The organism is Streptomyces sp. NPDC050508 (assembly GCF_040655155.1).
Classification (GTDB): domain Bacteria; phylum Actinomycetota; class Actinomycetes; order Streptomycetales; family Streptomycetaceae; genus Streptomyces.
The window spans coordinates 267,324-281,124 of record NZ_JBFAJJ010000004.1 but is presented as its reverse complement, the minus strand read 5'-3'; the positions used below and the strand labels follow the sequence as shown (position 1 = coordinate 281,124).

13 protein-coding genes are annotated in these 13,801 nt (G+C 70.7%); 8 read left to right on the top strand and 5 right to left on the bottom strand.

The annotated features are described in order from the left end of the window. The first annotated feature begins 18 nt into the window (after window positions 1–18). Window positions 19–1,692 (top strand): PHP domain-containing protein, encoded by a 1,674-nt coding sequence (locus AB0I69_RS13665; RefSeq protein ID WP_363095801.1) that lies wholly within the window; start codon window positions 19–21, stop codon window positions 1,690–1,692. Then, window positions 1,692–2,534, top strand: coding sequence for a hypothetical protein (locus AB0I69_RS13660; protein ID WP_363095800.1), 843 nt, complete (start codon window positions 1,692–1,694; stop codon window positions 2,532–2,534). Before AB0I69_RS13665 ends, AB0I69_RS13660 begins: the two co-directional genes overlap by 1 nt. 49 nt (window positions 2,535–2,583) lie before the next feature. On the opposite strand, the gene AB0I69_RS13655 is transcribed toward AB0I69_RS13660, so the two are convergent. Genes AB0I69_RS13655 through AB0I69_RS13640 form a run of 4 tightly spaced genes read right to left on the bottom strand, consistent with a single transcriptional unit; the run spans window position 2,584 to window position 6,377 of the window. Further along, window positions 2,584–3,039: a MaoC family dehydratase gene (locus AB0I69_RS13655; protein WP_363095799.1), complete on the bottom strand. Its 456-nt coding sequence runs from the start codon at window positions 3,037–3,039 to the stop codon at window positions 2,584–2,586. Window positions 3,040–3,053: 14 nt separating this feature from the next. Then, complete coding sequence (locus AB0I69_RS13650; RefSeq protein ID WP_363095798.1) at window positions 3,054–4,580, bottom strand: long-chain fatty acid--CoA ligase; 1,527 nt, start codon at window positions 4,578–4,580, stop codon at window positions 3,054–3,056. Between the two features lie 10 nt (window positions 4,581–4,590). Further along, window positions 4,591–5,460 carry an amidohydrolase family protein gene (locus AB0I69_RS13645; RefSeq protein WP_363095797.1) on the bottom strand — a complete coding sequence of 290 codons (870 nt, stop codon included), beginning with the start codon at window positions 5,458–5,460 and terminating at the stop codon, window positions 4,591–4,593. After that, window positions 5,460–6,377: an SDR family oxidoreductase gene (locus AB0I69_RS13640; RefSeq protein ID WP_363095796.1), complete on the bottom strand. Its 918-nt coding sequence runs from the start codon at window positions 6,375–6,377 to the stop codon at window positions 5,460–5,462. The genes AB0I69_RS13645 and AB0I69_RS13640 overlap by 1 nt, the downstream gene beginning before the upstream one ends. Window positions 6,378–6,628: 251 nt before the next feature. Here AB0I69_RS13640 and AB0I69_RS13635 point away from each other — a divergent pair, with 251 nt between their 5' ends. The 4 genes from AB0I69_RS13635 to AB0I69_RS13620 all read left to right on the top strand — a co-directional run bounded on the left by AB0I69_RS13635 (window position 6,629) and on the right by AB0I69_RS13620 (window position 9,871). After that, window positions 6,629–7,054, top strand: a complete 426-nt coding sequence (locus AB0I69_RS13635) for a MarR family transcriptional regulator (protein WP_363096136.1) — start codon at window positions 6,629–6,631, stop codon at window positions 7,052–7,054. A gap of 23 nt (window positions 7,055–7,077) precedes the next feature. Next, window positions 7,078–7,905: an IclR family transcriptional regulator gene (locus AB0I69_RS13630; RefSeq protein ID WP_363095795.1), complete on the top strand. Its 828-nt coding sequence runs from the start codon at window positions 7,078–7,080 to the stop codon at window positions 7,903–7,905. Between the two features lie 98 nt (window positions 7,906–8,003). Beyond that, window positions 8,004–9,206, top strand: a complete 1,203-nt coding sequence (locus AB0I69_RS13625) for a sensor histidine kinase (protein ID WP_363095794.1) — start codon at window positions 8,004–8,006, stop codon at window positions 9,204–9,206. Next, on the top strand, window positions 9,203–9,871 hold the full coding sequence (locus AB0I69_RS13620) for a response regulator transcription factor (RefSeq protein ID WP_363095793.1): 669 nt from the start codon (window positions 9,203–9,205) through the stop codon (window positions 9,869–9,871). Before AB0I69_RS13625 ends, AB0I69_RS13620 begins: the two co-directional genes overlap by 4 nt. Here AB0I69_RS13620 and AB0I69_RS13615 read toward each other — a convergent pair. Beyond that, a complete protein-coding gene (locus AB0I69_RS13615) occupies window positions 9,868–10,596 on the bottom strand; it encodes a TetR/AcrR family transcriptional regulator (protein WP_363095792.1) in 729 nt (242 codons plus the stop codon). The two genes, AB0I69_RS13620 and AB0I69_RS13615, sit on opposite strands and share 4 nt — an antisense overlap. 135 nt (window positions 10,597–10,731) lie before the next feature. On the opposite strand from AB0I69_RS13615, the gene AB0I69_RS13610 reads away from it, so the two are divergent. Together AB0I69_RS13610 and AB0I69_RS13605 are read left to right on the top strand one after the other, a co-directional pair. Then, on the top strand, window positions 10,732–11,433 hold the full coding sequence (locus AB0I69_RS13610) for an NAD(P)H-binding protein (protein WP_363095791.1): 702 nt from the start codon (window positions 10,732–10,734) through the stop codon (window positions 11,431–11,433). A gap of 265 nt (window positions 11,434–11,698) precedes the next feature. Then, window positions 11,699–13,798, top strand: coding sequence for an MMPL family transporter (locus tag AB0I69_RS13605; RefSeq protein WP_363095790.1), 2,100 nt, complete (start codon window positions 11,699–11,701; stop codon window positions 13,796–13,798). Window positions 13,799–13,801: the final 3 nt, after the last annotated feature.

Genomic DNA, 13,801 nt, shown 5'->3' with positions numbered 1-13,801 from the left:
AGAGGACTTCCAACCATCATGGCCGAGCAACAGCTGCCCACCTGGGCCGATCCGTCCATCTCCCCCTCCGCCCTCGACGCGCAGGGCGTATCCCGACGCCAACTCCTGCGCCGCGCGGGCCTGTTCGGTGCCGCGTTCACCCTCGCTGCGGGTCCGCTCGCCACGTCCGCGTCGGCGGCGGGCCGGGGCTACGGCGGTAACGACCCGCGCCTCGCCTACCTCGTCGGGGACCACCACGTGCACTCCGTGTACAGCCACGACGCCAAGTACACGTTCTCCCAGCAGGCCAAGGCCGCCGCGCAGTACGGCCTCGACTGGATGGTGTTCAACGAGCACTCCAACTTCGGACACGCCTCCTACGGCGCCGAGTTGGAGCACGCCGAGATCCTCAAGGCCCGCGCCGAGAACCCCCGCCAGCTGATCTTCCAGGGCCTGGAGTGGTACATCCCGGCCGCCGAGCACTGCACGGTGTTCGCCGCTCCGGGCCGCCACGAGGTGGACCTGCTCACGCAGTTCGAGCTGGCCTACGACGGCAAGCTGCTGGGCTACACCGAGGGCTCGGCCGGCGCCACGGACACCGCCCGCAACGAGGCCCACGCCGTGAAGGCCATCAAGTGGCTGGCCGAGCAACGCCGTTCGGGCTATGTCGACGACGTTCTCGTCCTCGCCAACCACCCGCTGCGCCTCGGCATCGACTCCCCGCACGAGATGCGCGCCTGGCGGGACGCGGCCCCCGAGATCATGATCGGCATGGAGGGCGCACCCGGCGCCCAGGGCGCGGCCCTCCCCGGCTGGCGCGGCGCCACGTCGATCCGCGGCGAGTACGAGAACAAGCCGTCGGCACAGTCCTGGGCCGGGTATCCGGCGGACGCGTATGTGACGTACGGCGGCTTCGACTGGGCGACGGCGACCGTCGGCGGGCTGTGGGACTCGATGCTGGCCGAGGGCCGGCTGTTCTCGATCACCACCAACTCCGACAACCACCGTACGGTCTACGACACTTGGGCCAACGGCACCTGGCCCGACGGGCAGAACTTCGACAACACCGGCAAGCTGCCCGACCCGGTGCAGACCGACACCCCGCAGCCCGGCAGCGACTTCTGGCCCGGCGAGTTCAGCCGCACCCATGTGGGCGTGACCCGATACGGCTACGGCGCGGTGATGGCGGGGATGCGCGCGGGCCGGGTCTGGGTCGACCACGGGCATCTGCTGGACGGGCTCGACGTACGTCTGAAGCGGGACTGCGACCACGGCCAGGGCGTCACCCTGGGCGGCCGGCTGCGGGTCCGCAAGGGCGACCGGCTCACGCTGAACATCACCGTGACGACCGCCTCTCGGCCCAACGCCCAGGGAATCCTGCCCGAGTTGGCGCACGTGGACGTGATCCGGGGCGCGGTGCGCGGTGCGGTGTCCGACCGGGACGTGTGGCGGGCGCCGGACACGAAGGTCGTACGTACGGCGGACGTCAGCGGCCGCAAGGGGACGTACACGTTGCGCATCCCGGTGACCGCCGGCGACGAGTCCTTCTATCTGCGACTGCGCGGCAGCGACGGCAAGCGACACGGCACGGGCTACCTCGGCGCCTCGGTCGACCCGCACGGCCCGATCCCCCACGAGCCCGGAAACGGTGACCCGTGGGCCGACACATGGTTCTATTCCAACCCCATCTTCGTCGACCTGGCAGGTATCTGATGAAGCGTCAACTCACTGTCCTCTCTGCCTTATTGGGCGCCCTCACGCTCGGCGTGAGCACCTCCTCGGCCGCCGCCTCCACCACCTGGGTGGAGACCGGCACGGCGTACACCGACAGCCTCGGCGGCGGTGAGGGCGTCGCCAGTCAGGCGGACGGCTCGCTGCTGTACCGCGGGCTGGCGTCCATCCCGCTGGATCTGCGCGCCCAGGGCTGGAACCACATCGGTGACCCGGACATCGCGAACGGCTACGTCTTCGACGCCTACCAGGCGGCCGACACGGGCACATCCAAGATGTTCGCGGTCACCACGCCGTCCGGGACGCGCTACACGTACGTCCACCCGCTCGACTCGGGCGAGAAGATCAACAACTCGTTCGACGCGATCTCGCCGGACACGCAGTGGATGGTGTCGGGCGAGTGGGGCGACCAGTCCAGACTCCAGGTCTTCCCCACTCCCCTGCTCAACCCGTCGACTCCGGCGACGGGCGGGACGCTGGCGCAGGCCGGGCAGATCACCCTGGACAAGACGGTGAACGACATCCAGGGCTGCGACTTCGTGACGGACACCCGCCTGGTGTGCGTCTCGGACGACGCGTCGGGGACCAAGTTCCCCGAGATCCGCCCGCTCCTCCAGGTCGACCTGCCGCACAAGCTGGACGGCCAGCCGATCACCGGCACGGTCACGAGCCTGTTCGCGCTGCCCCAACGCAGCATCTGCACGGGCACGTTCGAGGCCGAGGGCGTCGACTACGACGTGAACAGCGGGACGTTGCGCGCCGAGGTCGTCCAGCCGGGCGTGTGCGTGGTCTCGACCAGCGTCTACTCGTACAAACGGCAGTAGACAAACGACGGTCGGCAGTCGGTCGTAGACAGACGGCAGTAGCCGCCGGTCAGGCGTAGAACCGCGAGAGACTCTGCAGGACGGCGGCGGGCTTCGGCCCGCCGTCGATCTCTATCGTCCCGTCGACGGCGATCTGCACCCCGCCCGGCACGTCCTCGACCGACGCGAGCTTCGCGACCAGCCGGATGCGCGAGCCGACCTTCACCGGCGCCGGGAAACGCACCTTGTTCAGGCCGTAGTTGACCTTCGTCGACACGCCCTCGACGTCCAACAACTCGGTGAAGAGCGGGATGAAGAGGGAGAGGGTCAGATAACCGTGCGCGATGGGCGCGCCGAAGGGGCCTGCCGCCGCCTTCTCCGGGTCGACGTGGATCCACTGGTGATCGCCCGTCGCATCGGCGAAGGTGTTGATGCGTTCCTGGGTGACCTCGATCCACTCGCTGGTGCCGAGGTCGCTGCCCGCGAGCTTCTTGAGTTCGTCGAGGCCGTTGACGGTGATGCCCATATCGCTTTCCCTACTTAAGAGTTGATGCCGAAGCGCTTGCGCACCCGGGACTTGAGGAGCTTTCCGGAGGCGGTGCGCGGGAGTTCGTCCGCGACCACCATCGACTTGGGGATCTTGTACTTGGCGAGGCGACCGGCAAGCGAGGCGAGTACCTCGTCGGGGTCCAACGAGGCACCTTCGCGCGGCACGACGACCGCTCGCGGCACCTCGCCCCATTTGTCGTCGGCGACGCCGATGACCGCGCACTCGACGATGTCAGGGTGGGCGAGGAGCAGGTCCTCGATCTCGGCGGGATAGATGTTCTCCCCACCCGAGATGATCATGTCCTTCATACGGTCGACGATGTACACGTACCCGTCCTCGTCGGTCCGTGCCGCGTCCCCGCTGCGGAACCAGCCGTCGGCGAAGACCGCGGCCGTCTCCTCGGGCAACCCCCAGTAACCGGGCATGACATGGGGCCCGCGCACCACGACCTCGCCGGTCTCGCCGACGTCGGCGGGGGTGAGGTCGGGCCGTACGACCCGTACGTCGCTGAAGAAGTGCGGTACGCCCGCCGAGCCCGCCTTGCTCACCGCGTGTTCGGCGTCCAGGAACAGGGTCCCGGGCGCGGCCTCCGTCATGCCGTAGCCCTGGAGGAAGGTCAGCCCGCGCTCCTGGTAGGCGGCGATGAGCGGTGACGGGACCGGGGAGCCGCCGCAGGTGAGGATGCGCAGCGAGGACAGGTCGGCGTCGGCCCAGCGGGGGTGCCGGGCCAGCTGGTCGAACATCGTCGGCACCCCGAACATGAAGGTGATCCGGTGCTGTTCGATCAGGTCGAAGGTGGCGGCCGGGTCGAAGGCCTCGACCAGGACGCAGGTACCGCCCTTGAGCAGCACCGGCAGAGTGAGCATGTTGAGGCCGGCCGTGTGGAACAACGGGGCGGAGACCAGGGCGCGTTCGTCGGCGATCAGGTCGGTGTCGACGAGCACGTTGATGGCGTTCCAGGCCAGGTTGCCGTGGGTGAGCATGGCGCCCTTGGGGCGGCCGGTCGTGCCCGAGGTGTACATGATGATGCAGGTGTCGTCGGCCGTGACGGGCTCGTCGATCGGTTCCTCGGAGGCCGCGGCGAGCAACTCCTCGTATTCCGGGCCGACTTCGAGGTACGTACGTACGTCGGTGCTGCCCGGGAGTCCGGCGACGAGGCCGGCGTGTGTCGGGCCGTAGACGAGGATCTTGGCGCCGGAGTCGGCGAGTTGGTGGGCGATCTCGGGGCCGACGAGGCGGGTGTTGAGGGGGACGAAGACCGCGCCGAGGATGCCGGCCGCGAACAGGGCCTCCAGGTAGGAGGGGTGGTTGGGGCCGAGGTAGGCGATGCGGTCGCCACGGCGGACGCCTCGGGCGCGCAGGGCGTGGGCGAGGCGGGTGGTTCGTGTATGCAATGTGCCGTAGTCCATCGACGAACCGCTGCCGACCGTAGACAATCCGCCGTGGACCAATGCCGTGCGGTGCGGGGTCTTGCGGGCCCGGCGTGCGGGCCACGACCCCAGTCCCTCGTTGCGCATCCGGTGTCCCTTACGTCAGTCCGAGCAGGCGGGCGGCGTTCTCCTTGAGGATCTTGGGCTTGACCTCGTCCTTGATCGGCAGCTTCTCGAAGTCGGCGAGCCAGCGGTCCGGGGTGAGGACGGGGTAGTCGGAGCCGAAGAGGACCTTGTCCTTGAGCAGGGTGTTGGCGTACTGCACCAGCTGCGGCGGGAAGTACTTCGGCGACCAGCCGGACAGGTCGATGTGCACGCCCGGCTTGTGCGTGGCGACGGCGAGGGCCTCGTCCTGCCAGGGGAAGGACGGGTGCGCCAGGATGATCTTGAGGTGCGGGAAGTCGGCGGCGACGTCGTCCACGTGCAGGGGGTTGGAGTACTTGAGGCGGATCCCGCCGCCTCCCGGTACGCCCGCGCCGATGCCCGTCTGACCCGTGTGGAAGAGGGCGATCGTGCCCGTCTCCTCGATGACCTCGTACAGGTCGTAGGCGACGGCCCGGTCGTTGGGGAAGAAGCCCTGGATGTTGGGGTGGAACTTGAAGCCCTTGACCCCGTACTCCTCGACCAGGCGCCGCGCCTGCTTCACGCCCGCCTTACCCCGGAACGGGTCGATGGACGCAAAGGGGATCAGCACGTCCGCGTTGGCGGCGGCGGCCTCGGCGACCTCCTCGTTCGGGACGGGCTCGGTGCCCGTCGCGGACTCGGCGTCGACGGTGAAGATCACGGCGGCCATCTTCCGCTCGCGGTAGTACGCGGCGGTCTCCTCCAGGGTCGGCTTCCGCTTGCCCTCGACCTTGAAGTAGGCGGAGGAGGCGTCGTGCAGGTCGTCGTCCAGGGAGGAGTGCCCCTTGGAGGACACCTCCGCGTGGGTGTGGACGTCGATCGCGACGAGTTCACTCAGGTCCATCACGCCTCCGGCAGCTTCGGTGCGGGGATGCCGACCGACTGGAGTTCGGCGCCGACCGAGGTGGGGAAGGCGTCGGCCAGGGTGTCAGGGGTCCAGCCGCCATCGGCGTAGGCCGCGCTGATCTCCTGGGGGTGGGACCAGAGTGCCACCTTGTCGCCGCCGATGCCGATGGCCTGGCCGGTGATGCCGCGCGCGGCCTCGGAGGCGAGGAAGGGGACGAGGGCGGCGCAGTCCTCGGGGGTGCCGAAGCCCTCGCCCTTGCGGAGGAAGTCGGGCAGCGGGGCGCCGTTCTTCATGGCCTCGATGTACGGGGCGAACGCGGGGATCGTCTCGGTCATCGCGGTCGCGGCGACCGGCACGATCGCGTTGACGGTGATGCCCGCGCGGCCCAGCTCCATCGACCAGGTGCGGGCGAAGGCGGCGATGCCCGCCTTGGCGGCCGAGTAGTTCGTCTGGCCGAAGTTGCCGCGCTGGCCGGCCGGTGAGCCGACCAGGACGAGGCTGCCGCCCTCGCCCTGCTCGCGCATCCGTACGGCGGCGGCGCGGGCGCAGGTGAAGGTGCCCTTGAGGTGGGTGGTGATCACCGCGTCGAAGTCCTCGTCGGTCATCTTCCAGAGCACCTTGTCGCGCAGGATGCCCGCGTTGGTGACCAGGATGTCGAGCCGTCCGAACTCCTCGACGGCACGGTTCACCAGCCGCTCGGCGGCCTCCGTCGTGCCGACCGGGACCACCTCGGCGACGGCGGTGCCGCCCGCTTCGGTGATCGACTTCACGGCCTGCTCGGCCACCGTCTCGTCGATGTCGTTGACGACCACGGACGCGCCGTGGGCGGCCAGGGCGTGCGCGTAGGCGAGGCCGAGGCCCCGGCCACTGCCGGTGACGACGGCGACCTTGCCGGTCAGATCGATGCTGGGCACGAGCGGGTCCCTTCACAAGGCGATACGGCTGCGAAGCCCACCGGGACGCGAAGACGAGCGGCACCGGTGCTGCTACGAGATCGAAGCTAAGAGCAATAATTGTTGACGTCAATAGTTGTTGCCGATGGACCATGTGCGTCAGACTGGCCCGGAACCACCGCAGGCCCCGCCCGGGGCCTCGACCCAGGGAGCCCGCCATCGCCCGCCAGCAGCACGCCGCGAACCCCCCGATCGACGCGCACGAGCCGTGGATGCGCGGGCTGCACGCGGACACCGGTTACCTCCTGTACCGGCTGGGCCTGCGCTCCGGCCAGCTCTTCAACACGTTCCTCCAGGAGTCGGGCCTGCGCCTGCGCCACTACGCGCTGCTCCGCTTCCTGGCCACGTCCGAGGGCGCCCTCCAGCGCGAGCTGAGCACGCACCTCGGCTACGACCCGAGCGCGATCGTCGGCCTCGTCGACGACCTGGAGAAGCTGGGATTCGCCGAGCGTCGCCCTTCCCCCGACGACCGTCGCAGCCGCATCGTGGTCCTGACCGAGAACGGCCGCGGCTTCCTGCGCGACACCGACGAGGCCGGCCTGCGGGTCACGAACGAACTGCTGGGCCCGCTCGACGCCACCGAGCGGGAGACCCTGCACACGCTGTTGCAGCGGGTCGCCGAGGACGGACTCGCCTGACCCTGGACGGAGGAGGCCCGGCCATGACCACCACCCGGTCCGCGACGACCACCGGGTCCGCGCCCACCACGCGGTCCGCGGCGATCCCCCGGTCGGCCGCGCCCGCGACGCGGTCCGCGCCCGACCGGCTGCTCGCCGTGCTCGCCGCCTTCGACCACGAGCACACGGCCCTGTGCCTGTCCGACATCAGCCGCCGGGCCGGCCTCACCCTGACCACCACGCACCGGCTCACGGGCGCCCTCACCGAGTGGGGAGCGCTGGAGCGGGACGCGTCGGGCGTCTACCACGTCGGCCTACGGCTGTGGGAGATCGCGACCCTCGCACCCCGCGGCCTCGCCCTGCGCCAGCTGGCCCTGCCGTTCCTGGAGGACCTGTACGAATCGACGCACGAGAACGTGCAGTTGGCGGTGCGGGACGGCACGGAGGTCGTCTACACCGAGTGGATCTCGGGCCGTTCGGCGGTCGGTGTGCACATCCGGGTGGGCGCGCGCTGGCCGCTGCACGCCACGGGGGTGGGGCTCGCCCTGCTGGCACACGGCGACCCGGACCTCCAGGAGGCCTACTGCGCAGGGCAGTTGGCGTCGTTCACGCCGTACACCATCACCGATCCGGTACGGCTGCGGCGAGTGCTGGCCGAAGTGCGGCACACCGGCGTCGCGGTGAGCAGCCGTCAGATCACGGACGACGCGCTGTCGGTGGCCGCTCCGGTGTACGGGCCCGGCGGTGCGGTGGCGGCCGCGGTGTCGGTCGTGGTGCCCCAAGTGGACGCCCAGGTACCGGCGTTGGTCCCGGCCGTGCGGCTGGCGGCGCGCGGGATCTCGCGGGCGCTGGGGTGGCGGCCGGAGCAGTGACGACCGCTCGGTCACCGCTCGGATATCCCTCTCACCGGTGAGGTCGGGCCGGTGGTCGCCTCGCGATACTGGAACGGTCCATGCCCGAGGAGCCGCTCATGTCCGTATCGCACTGGTTCACGCCGGTCGTCGCCCGGCTCAGGACGGCCAATCCGTACGCCGTCGACTCGGCACTCGCCGCGCTCGTCCTGTTCGCGGTGTCATTGCAATGGCTCTTCCCCGACGAGGGCGGCGATCCGCTCAGTTGGCAGGGCTGGCTGCTCGGGGCCGGTACGGCGGTCCCGCTGGTCTGGCGGCGCAGGGCACCGTTCGCGACGGCGTGGGTGGTATCGGCGGCCACGCCCGCGATGGCGGTCTACCACGCGCCACCACCGGACGTGATGTACGGCGGACTCGTGGCCGTCTACACCGTCGCGGCCCGGTGCCTCCCCTGGCAGCGACGTCTGATGCTCGCGGGCTGGCTGGTCGGCGTGTCCGTGGTCATGCAGCACAAGGAGCACGCCCAGCCCTTCGAGTACGCCTTCCACCTGCTGAGCCTGCTCTGCGCCTACGGCTTCGGAACCCTTGGACGGGTCCAACGCGCCTACACCGCCGCCCTGGAGGACCGCGCCCGGCGTCTGGAACGGGAGCGCGCCGCCGACACCGCGCGGGCCATGGTCCAGGAACGGGCCCGCATCGCCAGGGACATGCACGACATCCTGGCCCACGCGGTGAGCCTGATGGTGGTGCAGGCGGAGGCCGGGCCGGTGGTCGTGCGCAGCGATCCCGAGCGGGCCGAGGCCGCGTTCGACGCCATCGCGGGGGCCGGACGCGACGCGATGACGCAGCTGCGGCGCATCCTCGGGGTGCTCAAGGAGGAACAGCGGGCGGGCAGTTCGGGACACCGGCCGCAGCCGGGCGTCGGCGCCCTGCCCGGTCTGCTGCGCCAGGTCGCCGAATCCACGGGCCTGCGCGTCGAGTTGGGGACGAGCGGGGAGCCGCGCCCGCTGCCGCCCGACACCGAGGTCGCTGTCTACCGGGTGGTCCAGGAGGCCCTCACCAACACGGTGAAGCACGCGCACGCCTCGTCCGCCACCGTCGAACTCGACTGGACGGAGACCGAGTTGGCGCTGACGGTGACGGACGACGGAAGAGGCCCGGCGGGCCCGGCAGGCACCGTCGGCGGGCACGGGCTGATCGGCCTGCGGGAACGGGCGACCGCCTGCGGGGGCTCGGCGGAGACCGGCCGCGGACCCGACGGCGGCTTCCGGGTCGTCGTGCGCCTGCCTGTCGCGACGGACCGGCAGGCGGCCCTGGGATGAGCATCCGGGTGGTGGTGGCCGACGACCAGGAGCTGGTCCGCAGCGGGTTCAGCATGATCCTGGAGGCCCAGCGGGACATCGAGGTCGTCGCGGAGGCCGGGGACGGTGCCGAGGCGGTCGCCGCGGTGCGCCGGCACGCGCCCGACGTCCTGCTGCTCGACATCCGCATGCCGGTCATGGACGGTCTGGAGGCGGCCCGTCAGGTGTGTGCGCAGTCCAGCTGCAAGGTCGTCATGCTGACCACGTTCGACCTCGACGAGTACGTGTACGAGGCGCTGTACGCGGGCGCCAGCGGTTTCCTCCTCAAGGACGTGCGCCGGGACGACCTCGTGCACGCCGTACGCGTGGTCGCGGCCGGCGACTCGCTGCTCGCGCCGACGGTGACCCGGCGGCTGGTCGCGGACATCGTGCGCCGGCGCCGCGAGGAGGCCGCCTCCGAGGTCACGCCCCAGCGTCTGGAGCTCCTCACCGCGCGCGAGGAGGAGACCCTTCGGCTGCTGGCCCGCGGTCTGTCCAACGCCGAGATCGCGACGACCCTGTTCGTCAGCGAGCACACCGTGAAGACCCATGTCAGCAATGTGCTGGGCAAGTTGGGGCTGCGGGACCGGGTGCAGGCGGTGATCTGCGCGTACGAGACGGGGCTGGTGACGCCGGGGGCGCCCTAGGGCCGGGGCGCTTGCGGTGTGATGCCCAAGGACCGGGTGAGCTGGGCCAGTTCTTCGCGGAAGAGCTTCTCCGGGCTGACGGCCTGGGTCTGGAGGTGGCCGTAGATCTCCAGTGACACCAGGCCGTGCAGGTGGCTCCAGATACGCAGGGCAAGGGCCACGGCGGCCGGGGGCAGGTCGGGGAAGGCCGGGCGGACCTTGTCCAGCAGACCGGGGTCGAAGTCGGACCACTCGAAGTCACCGTCCGCGTAACGGAGTTCGGCGTGCGGCCAGGCCGTGGCCGCGAGTGCGGTGATGCCGGTGCAGACACGGCGGGCGGCTTCCGGAGCGGCGCCACCCTCGGGCGGGCGGTAGCCGGGGACGGGGTCGCCGTAGATGAGGCGGAAGCCCTCGGGGTTGGCCAGCGCCCAGTTCCTGAAGGCGTGGGCCCATGCCTGGATCCGGGCGGCCGGGTCCTGGGCGGGGGTGGCGTCCCAAGCGGCGTCCACGGTGTCGGCGAGCGAGGTGTAGACGTTGTTGATCAGCGTGGTGACCAGGTCGTCGCGGGTGGCGAAGTAGCCGTAGATGGCGTTGGCCGTCATGCCCATCTCGCGCGCGATGGCCCGCAGCGTGATCGCGTCCGGTCCGCCCGAGGCCATCAACTCCAGCGCGACCTTCTTGATCTCCGCGGTCGTCTCGGCCCTCAGCCGCTCGCGGCGCCCCTTGGTGCTTCCCACGCGTTCCATGACCGCCGACTCTACAGCGTCACAATATTGTGTGCCGTATTAAAACTGCACGCCGTATAGTCTCCGCATGCCGTGAAGGCAGTCGGCAGGAGTCAGCGGTAGACGGCTGTACGAGCAAACCACCCAGGGAGAGCCATGCACATCGGAGTCATCGGGGCCACGGGCGGCATCGGCAGTCGCGTCGTCACCGAGGCCCTCGACCGGGGGCATCACGTCACGGCCTTCAGCCGCGACGCCACGCGGATCGACGAGGACCGCGAGAACGTCGTCTGGAAGAGCGTCGACGTCCTCGACGCCGACGCCGTCACCGCCGTCATCCCCGGCCTCGACGTGCTGATCAGCGGATTCCAGCCCGGCAACGCCGCCGAGGACATCGCCGACACCGTGGCCCGCTCGATCGCCGATCCCACGGTGTACGCCGCCGCGGCGAGGGCACTCCTGAAGGCGCTGGAGCGCTACCCGCGGACCCGGCTCCTCGTCATCGGCGGAGCGGGCAGCCTGGAGATCGAGCCCGGAGTCGTGCGGGCCGACTCCGACGAGCTCCTGCACGAGACCCTCGACGCGATCGGCCTGCCGAGGGAGTACGCCGCCGCGGTGCGCGGCCACCGCGACGCCCTGAACGTCCTGCGCACCTCCAACCGGCTATGGACGTATTTCAGCCCCGCGGAGGACATCGCACCCGGCGAACGTACGGGCCGGTTCCGTATCGGTGGCGACCAGCCGGTACTCGACGCGGACGGGCGCAGCCGTGTCTCCATGGAGGACGCCGCCGTCGCCCTTGTCGACGAGGCCGAACTGCCGCGCTTCGTCCAACGCCGTTTCACCATCGGCTACTGACCGACACCACCACCGACACGGACAGGGCGAGGCCGCGTCTGCCGGACGGCCCTGCATGTGCGCGCCATCGCTGTGTGTGTTGGGGGGACTCGGTGCCCTCAACTCCGTTAGCGGCAGGGCGGATTCCTCCCCCGCACGAGCGAGGAACGCCTCCGCCTCCCCCGTATGACCGAGCCCCCGAAACCCCCCGCCCCGGCGATCCGGCGACACCCCCTTCCGCACGAGCCTGGGAGGAATGTCATCCGATGACCCGCCGGGAGGGACCATGCTCTCCACACTCGCCCGGGCGGCTACCCGCCGCCCGCTGACCGTGATGCTCGTTTGGGTGCTCTTCCTGCTGCTCGGCTTCGGGCTCGGGACGGGCGTGTTCGGTCGGCTGTCCGACAACGTGCCCGAAGTCCCGGGCACCGAATCGGAGTTGGCCGCCCAGTATCTCGACCGTGTCGATCCGGCCGGTGAGACCGTCACCGGTGTCGTCGAGGGCGTCGCGGTCTCCGACCCTGCCCTGCGCGCCCAGGTTGAGCGGGCCGTGGCCGACGTGCGCCGCCTCGCCGGGATCGCCGCCGTACCGGACCCGTACACGACCCGCGGCCTCACCTCGCGGGACGGGCGGGCGCTGCTGATCCCCGTCACGCTCGACGGCGGCCTGGGCGACGACGCCGAGAAACACGCGGTGGACGCGGCGGCGGACCGGATCCGGCAGATCGACGCACCCCAAGTGCACGTCAGCGGCGGCCCGTTGCTGGGCCAACAGCTGGGCGAACGCGCCCAACAGGACGTGCAGCGCGCCGAGTTGATCTCCCTGCCGGTCGTACTGGCGCTGCTGCTCGTGGTGTTCGGCGGGCTGCGTGCCGCCGCGCTGCCGCTGGTGATCGCGGTGAGCGGGATCGCGGGGGCGTTCCTGGCGCTGTTCGGCTTCAGTCAGGTCACCGACATCTCCGTGTACGCGATCCAGGTGACCACGATGCTGGGGCTCGGACTCGCCGTGGACTACGCCCTGTTGATGCTGGTCCGCTTCCGCGAAGAGCGCCGGCACACGGAGGACGTGGTGGAGGCCGTGCATCGCACGGTGGCGCAGGCGGGCCGGACCGTGCTGTTCTCCGGACTCACGGTCGCCGTCAGCCTGACCGGTCTGCTGGTCTTCCCGAGCACGTTCCTGCGCAGCATGGGCCTGGCGGTGGCGGCCGTGGTCGTCGTCGACATGCTGGCCGCGCTCACTCTGCTCCCCGCCCTGCTCACCAGGTTCGGTGCCAGGATCGCCCCGGCACGCGGCACCCCGGAGGCCGAGGAGGGCCAGGTCTTCGCCCGCCTGGCCCGCTTCGCGGCGCGCCGCCGGATCACCGTCCTGGCCGTCGTCGTCCCGGCCCTGCTCGTCCTGGCACTGCCGGTCACCGGCCTGAAGATCGGCATCGGCGACGCCCAGCAACTCCCGAAGAGCTCCGAAGCACGGCAGTTGTACGACACGGTAGACGCGCACTTCCCGGCCGGGACCGGGGTCTCGCCGGTGACCGTCGTCCTCGAACCGGGCACCGACGCCGCGACCGCCGACCGTGTCCGCGCCCTCTCCCCCACCGCCACGTCCCGCGCCCTGCCCGACGGCGGCACGATCGTGTCCCTGCAGCCGTCCGGCAGCCCGGACGGCGAAGCGGCGACCGACCTCGTGCACAGGGTCCGCGAGACGCGGGGCGCTGGACCGGTCCAAGTCACCGGTACGGCAGCCCGGTTGGTCGACTTCCGCACGATGCTCGCCGACCGGGCCCCGTGGGCCGCCGCGACCGTCCTGGCCGGAATCTTCCTCCTCCTGTTCGCCTTCACCGGCTCGGTGCTGATCCCGCTGCGCACGATCGCGACGACGCTGCTCAGCCTGGGGGCCGCGCTCGGCGCCGTGGTGTGGGTCTTCCAGTACGGCCATCTCGCGGGCGCCCTCGGTGGCCAGGGGCTGGGCGCGTTGAGTCTGACCGCGCCGCCGCTGATCGTCGCCATCGCCTTCGGACTCGCCATGGACTACGAACTGTTCATCCTGGCCCGTATGCGCGAGGCCCGGCGCCGTACAGGCGACGACCGCGAGGCCGTGGTGACCGGCCTGCGCCGTTCGGGCCGCGTGGTCACCTGCGCCGCCCTGCTCCTGGCGGTCGTCTTCGGCGCCTTCATGACGGGCGGCTTCTCCCCCATCCTCCAGATCGGCCTCGGCCTCACGCTCGCGGTGCTGATCGACGCAACTGTCGTACGGATGCTGCTCGTTCCGGCGACCATGGCGCTGCTCGGGCGTCGGGCTTGGTGGGCGCCGAAGCCGTTGCGCCGGGCGCACGACAGGTTCGGGGTGCGTGAAGAGGCTTCCTCGGAGCGGGAGTTGGCGAGCCGGTGACGC